The organism is Bacillus sp. 1NLA3E, assembly GCF_000242895.2.
Classification (GTDB): Bacteria; Bacillota; Bacilli; order Bacillales; family Cytobacillaceae; genus Bacillus_BU.
This window is the reverse complement of sequence record NC_021171.1, coordinates 1962111-1980247: the sequence shown is the minus strand read 5'-3', so window position 1 is coordinate 1980247 and position 18137 is coordinate 1962111. Positions and strand designations below refer to the sequence as shown.

18 protein-coding genes are annotated in these 18137 nt (G+C 35.3%); 6 read left to right on the top strand and 12 right to left on the bottom strand.

The features are described from left to right. Positions 1 to 363 precede the first annotated feature (363 nt). Positions 364 to 927 carry a pyridoxamine 5'-phosphate oxidase family protein gene (locus B1NLA3E_RS09495; protein ID WP_236619621.1) on the top strand — a complete coding sequence of 188 codons (564 nt, stop codon included), beginning with the start codon at positions 364 to 366 and terminating at the stop codon, positions 925 to 927. A gap of 64 nt (positions 928 to 991) precedes the next feature. Here the strand turns inward: B1NLA3E_RS09495 and bioF are convergent, their stop codons facing one another. After that, the gene (gene bioF / locus B1NLA3E_RS09490) at positions 992 to 2161 is read right to left on the bottom strand and encodes an 8-amino-7-oxononanoate synthase (protein WP_015593625.1); all 1170 of its coding nucleotides are present in this window, start codon (positions 2159 to 2161) and stop codon (positions 992 to 994) included. 398 nt (positions 2162 to 2559) lie between these two features. Between bioF and B1NLA3E_RS09485 the strand changes: the two genes are divergently transcribed. Further along, a complete protein-coding gene (locus B1NLA3E_RS09485) occupies positions 2560 to 2781 on the top strand; it encodes a hypothetical protein (protein ID WP_015593624.1) in 222 nt (73 codons plus the stop codon). A 79-nt stretch (positions 2782 to 2860) separates the two neighbouring features. Here B1NLA3E_RS09485 and B1NLA3E_RS09480 read toward each other — a convergent pair whose 3' ends face one another. The 4 genes from B1NLA3E_RS09480 to B1NLA3E_RS09465 form a co-directional block, all read right to left on the bottom strand. Next, positions 2861 to 3250, bottom strand: coding sequence for a YybH family protein (locus tag B1NLA3E_RS09480; RefSeq protein WP_015593623.1), 390 nt, complete (start codon positions 3248 to 3250; stop codon positions 2861 to 2863). 119 nt (positions 3251 to 3369) lie between these two features. Continuing rightward, complete coding sequence (locus tag B1NLA3E_RS09475; RefSeq protein ID WP_015593622.1) at positions 3370 to 4356, bottom strand: potassium channel family protein; 987 nt, start codon at positions 4354 to 4356, stop codon at positions 3370 to 3372. A gap of 169 nt (positions 4357 to 4525) precedes the next feature. Beyond that, positions 4526 to 5038 (bottom strand): cupin domain-containing protein, encoded by a 513-nt coding sequence (locus B1NLA3E_RS09470; RefSeq protein WP_015593621.1) that lies wholly within the window; start codon positions 5036 to 5038, stop codon positions 4526 to 4528. Positions 5039 to 5072: 34 nt separating this feature from the next. Continuing rightward, complete coding sequence (locus tag B1NLA3E_RS09465) at positions 5073 to 5396, bottom strand: hypothetical protein (RefSeq protein WP_015593620.1); 324 nt, start codon at positions 5394 to 5396, stop codon at positions 5073 to 5075. Positions 5397 to 5587: 191 nt separating this feature from the next. Here B1NLA3E_RS09465 and B1NLA3E_RS09460 point away from each other — a divergent pair, with 191 nt between their 5' ends. The 4 genes from B1NLA3E_RS09460 to B1NLA3E_RS09445 all read left to right on the top strand — a co-directional run bounded on the left by B1NLA3E_RS09460 (position 5588) and on the right by B1NLA3E_RS09445 (position 9170). Beyond that, positions 5588 to 6259: a hypothetical protein gene (locus B1NLA3E_RS09460; protein WP_015593619.1), complete on the top strand. Its 672-nt coding sequence runs from the start codon at positions 5588 to 5590 to the stop codon at positions 6257 to 6259. A gap of 14 nt (positions 6260 to 6273) precedes the next feature. Beyond that, on the top strand, positions 6274 to 7197 hold the full coding sequence (locus B1NLA3E_RS09455) for a 4Fe-4S binding protein (RefSeq protein WP_015593618.1): 924 nt from the start codon (positions 6274 to 6276) through the stop codon (positions 7195 to 7197). Between the two features lies 1 nt (position 7198). Continuing rightward, complete coding sequence (locus tag B1NLA3E_RS09450) at positions 7199 to 7435, top strand: hypothetical protein (RefSeq protein ID WP_051120138.1); 237 nt, start codon at positions 7199 to 7201, stop codon at positions 7433 to 7435. Positions 7436 to 7700: 265 nt separating this feature from the next. Then, positions 7701 to 9170, top strand: coding sequence for a flavin monoamine oxidase family protein (locus B1NLA3E_RS09445; protein WP_015593617.1), 1470 nt, complete (start codon positions 7701 to 7703; stop codon positions 9168 to 9170). 81 nt (positions 9171 to 9251) lie between these two features. Here the strand turns inward: B1NLA3E_RS09445 and abc-f are convergent, their stop codons facing one another. The 7 genes from abc-f to rfbF form a co-directional block, all read right to left on the bottom strand. Next, positions 9252 to 10892, bottom strand: coding sequence for a ribosomal protection-like ABC-F family protein (gene abc-f, locus B1NLA3E_RS09440; protein ID WP_015593616.1), 1641 nt, complete (start codon positions 10890 to 10892; stop codon positions 9252 to 9254). Between the two features lie 571 nt (positions 10893 to 11463). Then, complete coding sequence (locus B1NLA3E_RS09435; protein ID WP_015593615.1) at positions 11464 to 11871, bottom strand: polysaccharide biosynthesis C-terminal domain-containing protein; 408 nt, start codon at positions 11869 to 11871, stop codon at positions 11464 to 11466. 34 nt (positions 11872 to 11905) lie between these two features. Next, positions 11906 to 12877 carry an NAD-dependent epimerase/dehydratase family protein gene (locus tag B1NLA3E_RS09430; RefSeq protein ID WP_041580425.1) on the bottom strand — a complete coding sequence of 324 codons (972 nt, stop codon included), beginning with the start codon at positions 12875 to 12877 and terminating at the stop codon, positions 11906 to 11908. Positions 12878 to 13075: 198 nt separating this feature from the next. Then, positions 13076 to 14674 (bottom strand): glycosyl transferase, encoded by a 1599-nt coding sequence (locus tag B1NLA3E_RS09425; RefSeq protein WP_015593613.1) that lies wholly within the window; start codon positions 14672 to 14674, stop codon positions 13076 to 13078. Positions 14675 to 14738: 64 nt separating this feature from the next. Then, on the bottom strand, positions 14739 to 15983 hold the full coding sequence (locus B1NLA3E_RS09420) for a UDP-glucose dehydrogenase family protein (protein ID WP_236619655.1): 1245 nt from the start codon (positions 15981 to 15983) through the stop codon (positions 14739 to 14741). Positions 15984 to 15988: 5 nt separating this feature from the next. Next, a complete protein-coding gene (locus B1NLA3E_RS09415) occupies positions 15989 to 17089 on the bottom strand; it encodes an NAD-dependent epimerase/dehydratase family protein (RefSeq protein WP_041580424.1) in 1101 nt (366 codons plus the stop codon). Between the two features lie 77 nt (positions 17090 to 17166). Continuing rightward, positions 17167 to 17955, bottom strand: coding sequence for a glucose-1-phosphate cytidylyltransferase (rfbF, locus tag B1NLA3E_RS09410; protein ID WP_015593610.1), 789 nt, complete (start codon positions 17953 to 17955; stop codon positions 17167 to 17169). Between the last annotated feature and the right edge of the window lie 182 nt (positions 17956 to 18137).

Below are 18137 nucleotides of genomic sequence, written 5' to 3'. Positions count from 1 at the left end.
TATCATTATATGGACATCCTTCTAAGGAGTCAATATTTTTTAAATATTTTTGTAGTATACTACTATTTATTATAATTCATCAAAAAAATAAGACCACTAATACCCTTTGGGCTTAGTGATCTTATTTTGCTTGGCATGAAAAATTAAAACAATCTTTATAAAAAAACTCCTTTCTTTCTGATTCCAGATAAAAAGAATCAAGCAAACCGAAATGTTTATTTTAAAGGACAAAACTGAATTTTAGAGAATATGTATAATGGCATATTTTCGTTTTAATTAATTTCCATTATTATGGAAATAGCAAAGACTCAGATTGCCAACTGCAGTTCAATAAATATATTTCATTGATGGGAGGAACGATTAGTGAGCCATAGAGCAATGCGAAGAATTTTAAAAGAAGTAAAAGATGAGGGTAGAATTAATGACTTGCTATCTAGCGAAAAGGTCGGATATTTGGGGTTAAACGACGATGAAGGCACCTACGTCGTTCCTTTAAATTTTGTGTGGAAGGATCAAAAAATTTATTTCCATGGTAGTGAACAAGGTCGTAAAGCCGATGCCATGCGAAACGGTAAACGAATTTGCTTCACTGTTTCTGAAGACAGGGGAACCATAGCTAATCCTGCTCCAGCAAATATCGGAACCGCTTATACCAGTGTAATGGTATTTGGTTATGTCAAAAAATTAGATGACCTCGATGAATCTACAGATGCTTTGCAAGCAATGCTAGAAAAGTTTGTTCCTGGTTATTTTGAGAGAAAGCTTTCGCAAAAATACGTAGATTCTTATCGATCTTCACTCGGAAGTAAAACTATTATTTATTGTGTTGAACCCGATCAAATCACTGCTAAAGAAGCGGTTGCTGATCAGGATTTATTATTTTTTCCTGGCAGAAAGCAAACGAATGATTTAAAAAAGGATAGATAAAAAAACGAAGAGGCGATTCCTTCTTGCTAGCTTCCAAAAGGAACAAGGGAACCGCCACTTTGAGTTAAATTATGTTCAGTTCTTTTCCGACTAAATGAAATGTCCTTAACAAATACTCTATTTCATCTAAACTGTGGTCAGCAGTGACTGTTAATCGAATACAACTTTCTCCTCCTGAGACAAGCGGTGGTCGAATAGAAGATGCAAATACTCCCTCTTCCTGTAGCCTTTTTGTAAATAGATCAGTATTATGAGGTTCTCCAACGATAACAGGAATAATTGGTGTTTCGTCCCCTTTCACAAAAAAGCCCATTTCTCCCAAACTAGTTTTTATATAATGAGCCTTTTTAAGCAACTGATGACGTTTTTCTTTACTATGCGCAATTATCTCCAACGCTACATATGAAGCAGCACAAATGGCTGGTGGAATAGTTGTTTGAAAGATAAAGGTTCTAGCATGATTTCTCAAAAAATCAGTTAAGACCTGTGATCCACAAACAAATCCGCCCTCTGCACCAACGGCTTTACTAAGAGTTCCGATCACAATATCTGGTTTAACATTGAATAATTCGCTTGTTCCTCTACCATTCTCGCCCAAAACACCGAATGCATGGGCATCATCCACAATAACGTAAGATTGATATTGTTTTGCTAGTGACATCATTTTATCAAGAGGTGTAATAGTACCATCGATATTAAACACGCCTTCTGTAACAATAAAACGGCGCTGATAAGCTTCTGTTTCTACTAACTTATCCTCAAGATCTGCCATATCAATATGGTTATAAACAACTGTATCAGCCTCTGATAATCGACAGCCGTCGATAATACTGGCATGGTTTAATTCGTCAATTAAAATGACATCTCCTTTTTCAGGTACTGAAGATATCACCCCAACCCGAGCCAAAGAGCAACTAGAAAAGACAATTGCACTTTCCGTTTGTGTAAAATCCGCTATTTTTTCTTCAAGCTTTTGATGCCATTTTGTATAACCAGTCGATATTCCGCATCCACTGCTTCCAACTCCAAACTCATGGAGTATCGTTTCTGCTGCATAAATCAAGTTTTTATCATTAGCCAGACCCAGATAATTATTTGATGAAAAAACCAGTTGTTTTTGGCCATCAATTAACATTTTAGGACTAGGTGCGGTATTCATTGTTCGTAATGTCCGATATAACCCAGATTCCTTTGTCTTATTTAACCGTTCATTTAACCACCCATCAAACCCCATTAATAAACCCTATCCCCTCAATCTGTAATTTCTCCCCACGACTACCATATATGTCTTTCAACCGTTATTCAAGAGCACATCCTTTTGAGGTTTCAAACTCACATTTTATTAATGTAAACTCTTTAACAAATATAGTTAACAATTAAACTATAAATTTGTTGCCTTTATATGTCAATGAGTTTAAAACTAAATTTTCAATTAATTAGCAATGTCAGTTGGTATTTACAAAAAAAAGAAGCTATTCCCTTTCTTATCCAACACAACTTCTATATTAATAACGTCCATTATTTTTTTATTGGGATATTGGTCTAAATCCAAGGTTATTTTTATATTTTATATGGAGGATACACGATAGTAAATTTACGTAACACATCCTATATGAAATAGGTGAGACCAAAATGTTTGTTGTCTATTTTTTAGAAAATAAGAATCTGTTATTAAGCCAATTCCTTAGAAATGTACCAGCATTAAATGAGGAATTAAAAATTAAAGGTCGTAAAGGAAAGGTTTCAAGTGTTAACCATATCGATGAGAAAATTGTTCATGTGCAAGTGATCTTAGAAGAAGTGAAGAAACATAATCTCATTGTTGATAATTCAAAAAAGAAAAAGAGAAAGTAAAAGAACGCATATCAAATGATCATGTGCGTTCTTTTACTGCTAGTTCCTTAATAAGGATGCATTAGGAGTTCTAGCACGTCTATTTATTAATTAAGTCTGTACCATAGGAGTTGTCAATTTCACAAAGCCATTCACCTTGTGAATTTTTCTTAAACACATATGTCGCTCTTCTATCCATGGAATAGGCCGACTCCTGTTTATTTGCATCAAGTAACGTTTGGGAAATGACAAGAGCAGTTTCCCCAGCTTCTAATATAATCATTTCACCTTGTGTTGGTGCCAGACTGTTATTGAAATATTTTGCAATAGCAATAAATGCTTTTTTGATTTCCTCTTTGCCTCTTGCAATCATTCCTGGCTTTACAACTAATATTGCATCATCGGTATAGTAATTCATCAAGGAATCAAAATCCTCCTGTTTTATTGCATGATCGCATTTCTTGATAACCTCTTTTAATTCATGTTCCACAAAACATTCCTCCCAAGGTAAAATCATCAATGTAAGCCATTCTTAAAATCCATGTGCCAATTATTAAATTATAAGCTACTAAATTATTACGCACTTTTTTTATATCAATCTGGCCCTTTTTAAAGTGCCACTTTTTCAAATATTTTCATTTGGTCCTCAGCACCAAACACGATGATCAGGTCATGAGCTTGTATTTGCTCATCTGCTTTAGGGTTACTTATAACATGATTATTCCGTTTAATAGCTACGATACTAACCCCAAATATTTCTCTTATTTTGGATTCTTTTAATGAGGAATTTACCAATGGCGAACTGGATGAAATTTTGATTTCTTCTAAACTATATGCTTCATCATTGTTATGTAAGAGAGTGTCCACATATTCAACACTATGTGGTTTAAGAACAGACATCGCCATCCGTTTCCCACCAATATTGGACGTATTAATCACTGTATCTACCCCTGCTTGATAAAGAATTTTTTCAGAGTGATTGTTTTCTGCTCTTGAAATTGTTTGAATACTTGAATTAATCCCTTTTGCGGTTAAAGTAATAAATAAATTGTCTGCATCATCAGGTAAAGTTAGAATGATAGAACTAGCTTTATCGATCCCTGCATCAAACAATGTTTGTTCTTCTTTTGCATCTCCAAAAATATAAAGGCAATAGTCCGGAAATGAATCTATTACATCAACATTTTTTTCTATTATGACAAATGATTTATTTTCATTCTGTAGCTGTGAGACAACTTGTCGCCCTACTCTACCATACCCGCAAATAATAATATGATTTTTTAATTTATTAATTTTCTTATCCATCATTCTTTTTTTCACCTCTCTTGCTAAATTGCCATCAATTATTGAACTAGCAAACTGCGCTAGTATATAGGTAACTAATCCAATCGCTACTGGTATGATAATAAGCGTGAAAATTTTACCGTACAGAGTCACAGGTGCAATATCACCGTACCCAATTGTAAGAATAGAAACAGCCGATAGCCATATAGAATCAAATAAACTTAATTTTTCAGTCCACATAAATCCAAGGGTACCGGTAATAATCGTAAGCAATAGGAAAAGGACAGGAACAACCAGTTTTCTAATATACATCCATTACCACCTTAGTTACTTTTGACATGAAAATGACCATGATTTTTCACTATAATGGACATTCTTTCTATAGCCTACTACTAAATTGTTAATGTTGGAAACTGAATATAAACTAAAAACAGTAGTAGTATTTAAGTTTTTTCCCCTTCATTTATAGTCGAAATCACGATCATTTCGATTGAAGCGCTATTTTTCGAATGATTTTTTCATGTTGAGGATACTCTTTCAGCAACTCTTCCTGATCAAACAACTCAAAGTCTTCAAAATCGAATCCTGGTGATACCATACAACCAACAAGAGAAAAGGTCCCCTCCTCCATTACTGATGAACCAAAAATTGAATTTTTAGGAACCAATACTTGGGGTTCTTCCCCCTGTTCTATGTTTAATCCTAATTTTAGTTCGCTATATTCACCACGCTCATCAATCACATGAACCGTTAAAGAACTACCGCCGTGGTAATACCATAACTCATCCGATTTCAGTCTATGAAAATGAGATATATCTTCTGACCTTAGCAGAAAATATATGCTTGTATATAACTTACGTTTTTTTCCTATATCAACCATATCACTATCCGAAAAAATAGAATTTGAATCATATGTACTTTTATAATAGCCGCCTTCTGGATGCGGAATTAAGCCAAGGTTTTTTATCCAATACTCTGAGTTCTTTTCGTTCATGTCGATATCTCCTCTAGTTAAAGTGAGTAAGTTTTCACTCCTGTTTATTTTTTAACTGTCCACGTATCGATTCTAATTGTTTCAAAGACAGTTCACCCAGAGATCGTTTTATTTCTTCCTCAATCTGTTTTCTGTTGCTTTCTCGATATTGATCCCACCATTCACGAAGACCTTCTGTATTAGTAAGAAGAAATTCGATATCAATCTCCTCTATCTCTTCATCTGATAAGTAATTCAATACAGCCGCTAACATGCGATTAAGGTTATCAATTTGATTTTTATCTTTTTCGATACTGGGTAATAAATCATCAGTTTCATTATCCGTCACTTCGATAATTGGAGCAACCTTTCTTGGCATAGTATTCCTCCTAGCTATTTTTGAATATGTCTTTTAGTATTTCCAAAAACGATATTGAAAAGTGAATAAATATTGGTTTTTCGCCATTTTTCCATTATTTCACAAAAACTTTAACTATCTTTCATAGGTTTCTCACAATGTTAGTCTAGACTAAAAATCAATCAAAGACTTAACAAATGGGGGATAGACAAATGAAAAGGAAAATTAGAAATTCAATTGTAGCAATTATTCTTTTTATTTCAACAATTGCAATTGTATTGGGAGCAGGAATCTATAAAAATACTGTATCCGCGGAAAGAGCTCAGTTCCAAGCGGAGATTCCTAAAAAAAGTAATCCTCCCATCGTGCTTGACTTGGATCAACAAAGTTTGCCAAAAAAGCTCGTTCAGCCTGGGCTTGTGCAAATCTATACAGGTCACGGGCCAATGGGGGTTACGAATAGAAGTAATGAAGAATTGCTTGTTCAAGTTTCTTTAAGAGGTTTTCCAGGAAAAGTTGAGCTAGTCATGCCGGAGGTGGACTATGACGAAAAAACCTTTGCTTTAACCAATGCTCTTAAGCCTGGAAAACTATTTAAAATGGAGCTTGCAGTTGAGGTTCCAAAAGAATACAGAAATAAACTCGTAGGTTTTTCCGGTGAAATTCAATTTATTAACCAAAAGGACAAATCTTTGTTAAGTAGTATTCCAGTCCATATTGTGAACTCAAAATACGGTGATCCTTATAAAAAACTTAACATAAAGCCCAGTATTGGTAACGGAAGTTGGGGCGGAAAACCCGGTGGAAACGGGAAACCAAATGGAAGCGAAAAACCTGAGGGTAACGAAAAAAACAATGGAAGCGATAAAGAGAAATGTCACTAAGGAGGAAATGCAAGATGAAATGGTTTACTTTTAAAAGCAAGAAATTAAGTAAAGTTCAAAAGCGTTCACGTAATTTTATATTTCGTCGTGGTGCTTGGTATTTATTCGGACTTATCTTATTTTATGCACCTTTTGCCTTATTTAATAGAGGGTTGAACTGGTTATTAGGAAACGGGACAGACGGAAGTATTCATGATACATGTTTGCGAATGCCCATAACAGATTTATTGAGTGGGAAAGGGATGGATCTGCTAACCATCAAAGGAATAAGTTTATTACTGCTTTTAGTGTCTGCGTTTCTTATCGGACCGTTTTTCTGCGGAAGACTATGTGCTGTAGGAGCTTTTACAGAATATTTAAGCCGTCTGTGGCCTGATAAATGGAAACTTGACTGGTCGAAAATAGTAAACCCTACTCCAATCCGCTATGGCTTTTTGGCTGGATTTATTATTGCACCTTTAATGGCAGGTTCGATTGCATGCGCTTATTGCGGTTATGGTTTCTTTCAACGTCTGCTAGATGGTGGGTTTTGGGGAGACATCGGGGTATTGGGATCAACAACGATTATTACTGCCTTCCTTTGGTTTATAGTGTTCGGGGTTTTTACAAAAGGAGGACGGGGATATTGTAATTTCATGTGTCCAGTCGGGGCAACTCAAAGTCTCCTTCATAGTTTAGGAGCAAAATTTGGTTTTACTTATAAATTAAAATTTGATCATGGAAAATGTGTTTCGTGCCAGTCCTGTGTAAAAGCATGTCCAATGAGTGCTCTTAAAAAAGAAGACGATACTATTAAATACAATATCCATAGTTGCATTACTTGTCGTCAATGTACGGCAGCTTGTCCTACAAATGCTATTTTGTATGGCACTGGTGAGCGAGGTTGGGACAGCAATATCGTCCCTTTAGAAAAACGTCCTTCAGAAAAAGGAGCTTAACATGATGAAAAAAACAATATCAAATACAAAGAAAAAAATCACGACAATCTCAACTGGAGTAGGTGCTGCCGGTTTAACAGTTGGTACTTCTTTAACTGGATCAGCAAGCACATTATGTACGGGTACTTGTGGATCTTGCGGACTTGGATGTGGTTCTTTACTAACAATTGCCGCTGCTGGACTTGTGTTAGCCCTGGGTCGAAAAAAATTAAGAAAACAGAGTGAAGAAACGATTTGATTCAAAAAAAGGTTTGGCTGCATGATAAAGCGGGTCTCCTTAGGAGTACCCGCAATTTGTAGTTTCTTCTATAAAAGAAGCAAACTCGAAAAGGCATAATTCAAAATCTGGTTGATCCAGCTGACATCCTCACTATACGTAGATAGAGGAATACGCGTTTCCCGGTCATTACATTTCAAAGAGGAGATAGCCGAAGGAATCAAACACATATGCATCTTTGCAAGTGAATACAATGTATTAAATCAAATTCACTTGGGGTGAGAAGATGCCTAATCACATAAATAATCAATTACTGACTCCACTTATGATTGACATTATTAAAAATGGGCTAAAAAAGTCGCAAGTCCCCAAACATATTATTGTTGTCGGGGCAGGCTTAGCAGGACTGGTTGCTGCTTCTCTATTAAAGGAGGCCGGGCATAAAGTCGTAATTATCGAAGCGAACAATAGGGTGGGAGGACGTGTCTACACCATCCGATCCCCCTTTAGCAATGGGCTTTATTTTAACGTAGGTCCTATGCGGATTCCTGATAGTCATTTTTTAACATTAGAGTATATTAAAAAATTTGGTCTATCCATCAACCTATTTATAAACAGATCCCCATTGGATATTCTTTATTTCAATGGAATCAAAACACAGCTCAGCACTTTTGAACGTTATCCAAGTGTTCTAAACTTTCCGGTTGCCCCGAATGAACGCGGTAAAAGCGCAGAGGAGCTGTGGAAATTAGCTATTCAGCCAATTATGGACTTTGTAAACCAAAACCCGACGAGAAATTGGTTCCACGTAGAAAAAGAATTTAAAAACTACTCTCTTGGTTCTTTTTTAAAATCTTACCATTATCAATATGGCACGACTTTTTCAGATGGCGCAGTTGATATGATCGGTGCTCTTCTTGATTTAGAAGCATATATGGGAATTTCTTTTATTGAAGCTCTGCGAGAAGAGATATATTTTAGATCAAATCGTTTCTATGAGATAACTGGAGGTATGGATCTGCTGCCAAGGGCCTTTCTCCCTCAATTAAATGAAATAATAATGTTCAATCAAAGGATGACAAAAATTGTGCAACATAACAACAGCGTCACCATCCATTCTACCCATCAGGACACCCTCGAGCAATCCACTATAACTGGAGATCTTGCCATCATAACCATACCCTTTTCAGTGTTAAGATTTGTGAAAATTGAACCATACCAGTCTTTTTCCTACTATAAACGAAGAGCAATTCGAGAACTGAACTACATGGCTGCAACCAAAATCGGGATCGAGTTTAAAAGCAGATTTTGGGAAAGATATGATCAGTTTGGTGGTAAATCCATAACTGACCTGCCCATTCGATTCACCTATTACCCAAGTCAAGGGATTGGTACAAAAGGACCTGCTTTGGTTTTGGCAAGTTACACATGGGCAGATGAGGCAATGACATGGAATGGTCTGTCAAACGAAGAACGCGTTCAATATGCTTTAAATAACTTAGCTGAAATTTATGGTGACCAAGTCTATTCCGAGTTTGTAACCGGAACATCTTATAGTTGGGTAGATAATCCATATTCTGCTGGTGCTTTCACCGCTTTTGAACCCGGTCAGGAAACTGAACTGTATCCTTATATTTTTATTCCTGAAGGAAGAGTGCACTTTGCTGGTGAACACACTACTCTTACCCATGCTTGGATGCAGGGTGCGATTGAATCCGGAATCCGGGTTGCTTTAGAAGTGACCGACTTGCCATAATAATATGATTTGTCAAGGACTACTTATTTGGGAAGTCCTTCCACAACCACCCTCCAGAAAAAAAGGTCCAGAGAAGATAAATTATAGCTTTTCTAATTCCTTGATCTTTTTTGTAAGTTCATTAAATCTTTGATCGAGTTCTTTATACTCAGGGCTTTTTGGTGATATAAAGCTCAATTTCCCTAATACTTCTTGTCGCTCTGTTTCTAGCGTTAAGCGTTGTTCGGCTAATGAATCTACTTTTTCACTTTCTTGAATTAATCTCTTTTGAATCCGCTGATTTTCAAAAATCAACTGAACTGAAGTCGTTTTACTTAGGAAATATTGATCGTGGGAAACAACGACCAACGTACCGCTATAGTCAGCTAACGTTATTTCCAATTGCTCTCTCGAAGGCAAATCTAAATGGTTGGTCGGTTCATCTAAAATAAGGACATCTTTATCTTCCAATATATATAGCATAAGCTTACACTTCACACGCTCGCCCATACTCATCTGTTCAATTGGTTCAGACCATTGGCTGGCAGTAAATCCTAAATGCTTCATTAAATTCTGTACCTTGCCCCGCTCTTTAAAGGTTTCACGTGTAAATAATTGTTCAGGCGTTTGTTCTAGAGGTAAGTCAAATACTTGCTGCGTTAAATAACCAATATTCGCAGATGGTGAAACCCAAATGTCTCCCCCACAAACCTCCTCATTTCCCATTACAATATTTAAAAATGTCGTTTTCCCACTACCATTCGGACCAATAAGCGCGACTTTTTCCCCATGCTGAATGGTAAAATTCGTCTTTTCAAATAAGATTCGTTCTCCAAACAGCTTTTTTAAATTTTTTACCTCTAGAAATCTTTTGCCAACCTTCGTATTTGTATCTAACGAAAAATTAACAGGATGATCTTCCTCAACTCGTTCAGCCTTCGTCTTCTCCAGTTCCTTCTCAAGACGTTTCCGCTTCGATTTTACTTGAGCATCCATTCGTTTCGCTTTTACACGGTAAAATTCTTTAAAAGCTTCTTGCTTCGTCGATTGTGCATGCGCCTTTTGCGACCACGATGTCAGTTCGTTTATTTGATTTTCAACCAGTTCAATTTTTCTTTGTTGTTTTTCAAACTCTCTTGCCTGAGTTAATCTTCTTTGTTCCCGAATCTTTATATAAAGTGTATAGTTTCCCTTTTGCTCAATCAATTTCTTATTTTCAATAGACCAAATTTTGGTCGCTACTAGGTCCAAAAAATATCTGTCATGTGATACAACAATAATTGTACCAGGATAATGTTTTATTTGATCAACTAACAATTGTGTACTTTCTATATCTAGATGGTTTGTCGGTTCATCTAATAAGAGTAGAGATGGGGCTAAGGCAAAACCTTTTGCAAGTCGAATTTTGAGCTTTTCTCCTCCACTTAACCATTCGTAGGGAACATCAGGAATATTCCATTTTGCCATTAGGGCTGCTTCTTCTTGTGTAACCTGCTCAGATAAATATGTTTGTTTCTCTTGATCCACTAAAAATACATCGGTATGGTGATTTTTCCATTCAACCTGTCCCTCAAGTAGGTTTAACTGTCCAAGTAGGATTTTTAAGAGCGTGGACTTACCGCTTCCATTGCGGCCAATTAGACCAATCACTTCTCCACGACTAATAGTTGCGTTCATATCTTTAAAAATAATACGATCGATCATTTCTAAACTAATATGATGTAATTTTACGATTTCTGTCATCGAATCGCCCCTTCTTTTTTCAGGGAGAAAAAAATCCTCCCAAATAAATTTGGAAGGATTAGTTGCTTTTTTCATAATGAAAATAAGCTATCGAATGAATAGCTTTAAATTACATATGGAAAATGGGCAGACTAATCCTTTTCTTGAATTTGAAAAATGATTTTCAAATGTTTGAAATAAGATTAGTTAATCATCGGCCACCCATCATCCCTTCTACTTTGATTAAATTTATATTACCCACAAAATCAACAAAAGTCCAGACAAACTCAATATGACAACTAAACTGATGATTGTAGAAAATACTTAATTTAATTATATTTTGCCTGTGTTAAAGCACAGTGTTGATTTTTTGCACCATGTTGATTGGAGTGGAAGGCGCGAAGACTCCTGCGGGAGAAGCGGGACAGGTGAGACCCCACAGGCGCTTTAGCGCCGAGGAGGCTCACCGCCCGCCCCGCGGAAAGCGAAGCGCCTGGAACGGAAATCAACATTCTAGTTTAATCACAGCCTATAATTTAAATAAAATTAAATACAGGTCTACCGCACATTTAGTCGTTTAGATGCTATCAATTTATTGTAAGATTTCCATTTTGAATGTATCGGTATCGAATTTATTATATTCCTTGGTCGAAATAGCAAGCATGATTAATGGTAGTTCCTCTTCGTTTTTAAAAGCATGCACTACATTTGGCAGGACTTTTAAAATAAAATTATCACTTGATGAAATATAGATTTCTTCAAATGTTCCTGTATCCAAATTCCTCATTGCAACTTTTGCTTTCCCACTAACAATCACAAAATACTCTAAAGTTTTTTTATGATAGTGGTTCCCCCTGACACTTCCTTGTTCAGAATATAGCAAGTATGCCTCTTCGATTTGATCATTTTCCTTAAGTTGGCTTTTCATTAAGATTTTTTTTAGACTTCCACGCTTATCCTCAAAAGGTTGAACAGAAATCAATTCAAACCCTTTCTGCATAATAACAGCTCCTTCTCACCAATTACAGGTTTACTTATCTCCCTGTTCCTATAAATTGATCTTTATTTCTCGTATACCAATCAATGGTTCTTTCTATACCATTAAGGTGGCTTATCTTAGGTTCCCAATTTAAAAGGTTCTTAATTTTTGTGGTATCAGGCTGTTGGCTCCATACCTCATTTTCCCTATATGATAGTGCACCATAATTTGGCTTTTTATTTAGACCCATTTCCTTGTAAATCATGTCAACATAGTACTTTAGCTTATATATACTACCACTGCCGATATTGAATATTTCGTTTTTAATTGTTTCGTTTTGAGCAGCTAAAACAAATCCATCAACAATATTTTCTATATAACAATAATCCCGGTATTGTTCACAAGGGGTTAAATTAACTTCTTTGTCTTCTAAAATAGATAAAATAATATAGGGAAAGAATTTATGGCTTCCCTCTTTCTCACCAAATACACCAAATGGTCTTAGGGTTACAATATCTATGTTATTCTCTGAAGCAATTTGGTGGGCAATGATTGCAGCCGAAGCTTTTGTACTTCCGTATATACTGTCGGGCTCTAAATGTGAGTTCTCCCCGATAATTTCCTTTTTATCGCCGTACTCCATACAAGTTCCTACATTAATAAATTTCTTGCACCCTAAATCTTTTAGCGGATTTAACATATTCATTGTCCCAATAACATTTGTGTTAACTGCAGTGAAATAATCCTTTTGTCTAGAATCTACACCATACGCACCAACATGAAAAATATAATCTGGCTTAATCTGCTTTATGCAATTGTCAACTGATACGGAATCTCTCAAATCAATCCGATGGATATCAATATCCTTTTTTAATTCTTCAATTCTCCATAAGTCGGACGATTCCCTTACAAAAACTGACACTTGCGCTTGTTCTTCTACCATTTTTCGGGTCACGTGAGAACCGATGAAACCATTTGCTCCGGTAATTAGAACCTTTTGATTATTAAAATAATTAACCTCCGCCATAATCTCCTCCATATGTTAAACCATTTTTTCTAATTATCCATGCACTTCTCGGAAAACATTGTATAGACGCTTACAAGTTACAGATAAAGGACTGTAACCCTACTAGAAAAATTGTTAGGCTACTGTTAACCTGTTCTTTAAATGAAAAGTTGGATGGCAAACTTCTTTAGTTTGTAATGCTACGTTTATGGTGTATTGTTATTTTTTAGGATTAGCAGTTCTACCGGGGCTCTCCATGACTTTTACACCTGAAAACAGTTGTGGCCATTGTTCTAAATACCTTTGATCTAACCAACGATCTTCTTCTACTTTATTAAAACACCAATTAATACAATCTTTCTTCCATTTGTACAGACATTCTAGTGAGGTGTCATCCCTGTTAAATCCAATAAGTCCAGCGTCATACACACCGTACTTTTTTTCTTCTTCAGTGGAAACAGATCGCTTGAAAATTAAGAGAGAGGTATCTTGTTTCAGTTCATCAATTAAGTTATTAAAATCTGGGGAAAAGGTCATATCAACATCGGTATAAACCATAGAATCTACATGAAAATTGTTTTTAAATATATATGAAATAAATGATGGTTTTAATGTTCGCAAGTATTCATCCGGATTTCGAGTGTCTTTGATGCTTAATAACTCTTTGCCCTCAAGATTTTTCAAATTAATAAGAATGGCATGATCTAAATTCATTTTTTTTATCAAGGAATAGGCCATCTCATCTGTACAGCAAATCCAAAGTTGAAAATTCGGAGTGTGTTTCATTAGGGAGTTATAAAGCGCTAAGCCTTGCTCTAAGCAGTCTTTGTTTATTATTGTACAAAGGTTAACTTTTTCGTTTTCAGCGGACAAATTTACTTTAAAGTTAAAATAATTTCTTATATGGGAATCCTTAATGTTTCGTTCTGGGGTAAAGTTGCTGTCAACTGTTTTGATTTTATCCGTTATTTCTTTTGAGGCATGTAAATAGGGAAGGTAAATATCCTTAATGACGACATCTCTACAATTCATTACATAATTACAAATATCAAAGACATTACCATCATAATATTTAAAACCATAAAAATGGAAAAACACTAATTTTTCATTATTAATAAAGATATCATTGTCCGTCTTCTTAACTGTACCTTCTTTTAATCTGTAATTTATTATATACGGAGTAAGATTTACTCCTATATTTTCTAATATGCCAACATTTTGAAACCTGTCAGGCCAATCATTTGCATATACTTGGTCGCTCCAAAGGCCTTTTTCCCACCTATCAAAACACCATTCTATCAACTTCTGTCTAAACCAGTGGAGGCATTCCATCGAATGTTCATCTCTTTTAAAACCCATAAAACCCGTATTGTAGATGCCGTTCGTTTCACCTAATATACTATGTTCATCAAGCCATTTTTCAGATGTCAGCATAACAGAGAACTTTCCCCATTCAGTGAATATAGATTCTGGATCTGAGAAAAAGTATGTGTCCCCGTCTAGCCATATAATATGATCTATTTTTACAAAATTTTTAAATAGATATAGACATACTGACGCTTTAGATGTCCAAATATATTCCTTAACGTTCCGAGAGCTTTTTACCGAAAGTAATTCGCTATCTTCATTTTCGATGTTTTCCATACTTATTATCGTTGCATGAGCTAGGTTCATTTTCTCAAATAATTTCTTTGCTTCATCATGAAGGCAAATCATAAAAAATTGAAAATCTTTATCATGCTGTTCGATTGAGTTGTATAACAATAAACCTTTATAGGCGTATTCCTTGCTAAACGTTGAGCAGTAATAATGTTTCACCTGTTCAAACTCCTCTCAAATCAATCTTTAGCTGCGGCAGCTTAGCGTATCTCAAACTCGTTAACTAATTGTAAATATAACGATAATCGAAAACATTCTTTTTCTTTATCGATTCTTTATTTTTAATAAATTCATCCCAGGATGTTAAAATAACAACATGATTTACTCTCGACAGAAGTGCTTTCAAGGTAGGAGAATATTCAATAGGAAGACCATACACCTCTTTAAACTCTTCGTTTGCCATTGGATCATACGCAATGATGTTTTTGTATCCTTTTTGCAGCAATCCTTGAATGATTGCTTTTGACGGTGTATCCCTAATGTCATTTGAATTTGGCTTAAATGCTAACCCCAAGATTCCTATATTCTCATTTACGTCTACTTTTTTAGCTACATCACTGACAACAAATTCTTTAATGGTTTCATTTACTTTTAGGGCACTTTTTAATAGTTCTGGAGTGTAGGAGTTCTTTAAGGACTGACTAACTAAAGCCATCGTATCTTTAGGCAGGCAGTAGCCGCCAAAACCACAACCAGGGAAAACATAAGAAGTCATATTTGCTGGAGCGCCAATCCATCTTCTATCGAGATGCAAAACTTGAAATGCTTTTTTTATATCAATATTTCCGATGGACTTTGCGATTAGTGACTGTTCATTTGCAAAACTGATAAGAGTTGCCAGCATCGTGTTAGATAAATATTTAATAAATTCAGCAGTATTCAAAGTAACCCTATATATCGGGGCATTAAAGGCTTGATAAATGGTTTCGACTACTTGCCCGCTTTTTTCTTCTTCCTGACCGATAACAACCCGATCTGGATTCATAAAATCTTCCCAAGCATATCCTTCTCTTAAAAATTCGGGATTATTTGCTAATCCAATATCAACGCCAACCTTAAAACCTAAACTTTCAATATATGTTTTAATCCTTTCACTTGTTGTAGATGGTGGAATAGTCGATTTAAGTACTAACACTTTAAATTCAGGCTTTTTTATATAGCCAACCACACTTTTAATGGCATTTAAGATATAACCTAAATCTGCACTACCATCCGTTTTGCTCGGAGTTCCTACACAAAGAAAGATAACTTCACTGTTGTTTACAGCTTCCTGTAAATCATCCGTAATCGTAAAACCTTTGTTTAGGTGCTTATTTAATTTTTCATTTAGAAAGGGTTCATAAAAGGGAATCATCCCCTTACTTAACTGCTCTTTCTTTTTTTGATCAATATCACAACCGTAAACATGATAACCTTTTTCGCTAAATCCTAAAGCTGTTGTCAATCCCACAAATCCAAGACCAATCACGGTAATCAATGAATTTCACCCTCTTCCTTCAAAAAGGTTAGAAAGCGTTGCACACCTTCAACGATTGAAATAGAAGGGGAATAATTTAAAAGTTTTCTAGCCTTTGAAATATCCGGGCATCTTCTCATTGGATTATCTGTTAAATAGCTTTTTTCTTCCGATTCTCTAAATTCAATAGTTTGATTAAAATCAAAAATTGCTGAACCCGTATCTTTATAAATTTTAGCTAATTCGCTAATTGAGATTTCAGGTTGGTCTATTCCTATATTAAAGTAGTCAAATGGTTCATATAGTAGAGCCTTTATATAACCAGTGATAGCATCTGTCACATAACAAAATGTTCGAGTTGGTTTTCCATCAGAATGCATAATTAGTTTTTTATTCTCAATAATTGCTTTTGCAAAATCAGATGGTACCCTCTTATCATTTAGTCTCATTCCTGGCCCATAATTGTTAAATGGTCTAACAATAGAAATTGGTACTCCAAATTTCTCGGCATATAAATAACATAGGGTCTCACCGAATCGTTTTGCTTCATCATAGCAGGCACGTGGTCCAATCATAGCCACATTTCCTCTATACTCCTCCGAAGTCGGAATGAAATCCGGAAATGGATCACCATAAACCTCACTGCTAGAGAAAAACAAAAACCCCTTAATGTTTTTATCCTTATAAAAATCTAACAAAGCTCTTAACCCTAATACATTAGCATCAACGGTTTCAAGCGGATATTTTCTATAAAAGGTTGGCGAGGCAATTGAAGCCATATGGATAATAAAATCAACATCATTAATTTTCTCAGTATCAAATAATGAAAATTGAGTTATATCAAAAGTGTAAAGTTCAACCTTTGGGTTTAAATTGCTTAAGTCCGTAATCCATTTAGGTTTACCGAGTTTAAAATTATCAATACCAATAATCCTCTTTATACCAAGCCGTACTGCATGCTCAGATAAAAATGACATAAAATAATAGCCTAAGAATCCGGCGCAGCCCGTTATTAGTATCGATGAATCCTTAAGTTTTTTTATTTCATACTGTTCAAGATTGTTATATACATATTGAAGATCCGAATGATAAATTGTATTGTTTTTTAATATTTCCATTTTATCCACCCCCACATTCATTCTATTTACAAAAATAATTACATCAGATCCATTTGCATCCAATAAGAACTTATCTTTTAATTATTTTTATCCCATATTTTCCAGGGGGCTTTATTGGACTCCCACATTTCTTGTAAATATCTCTTATCCCGTAAAGTATCCATTGGATGCCAAAAACCATTATGTTTAAATGCCATTAATTGACCAGCCTTAGCAAGATTTTCTAATGGTTCTTTTTCAAATATCGTTTGTTCGCCGTTGTTCAGATAAGTAAAAACTTCTGGCTCCAAAACAAAAAAGCCAGCATTTATCCAACCGCTATCCCCTTGTATTTTCTCTTGAAACTTTTCTACTTTTTGATCAGAGGACAAGGACAAAACTCCAAACCTACCTTCAGGCTGTGTGGTTGTTAATGTAGCCAGCTTTCCATGAGAGCGATGAAATTCTACTAATTCTTTAATATTTACATCACTAACACCGTCACCATATGTCAACATAAACGGCTCATCCCCAACATATTCCTGCACTCTTTTGATCCGACCACCCGTCATTGTGTTTAAACCTGTATCAACTAAGGTAACCTTCCATGGTTCAACGGAATGATGGTGGATAATACATTCATTCCCTTTTTTGAAATCAAAGGTTAAATCGGAATTATTCGGGAAATAATTAGAGAAGTACTCTTTGATAATATGACTCTTATACCCTAAACAGATAATAAAGTCGTTAAAACCATAGCTAGAGTAAAGTTTCATAATATGCCATAAGATTGGCTTATCACCTATCTCTATCATAGGTTTCGGTTTTAAATGAGTTTCTTCACTTATTCTTGTGCCAAACCCACCCGCTAAAATTAAGATCTTCACAGCTTCTCTCCTTTTTTGACATCAGCATCTGTGTAGGAACTTGTAATATTCTGCTATCAGCCAAATTTCTCATAGTATAGTCTTTATGTTTTACAAGTACGGCCATAGAGCCTTTCAACTTTTCCATTTAATAACATATTCCCTTCTTTTAAAATTGTGTAGGCTTAATCAGCACTTCAAAA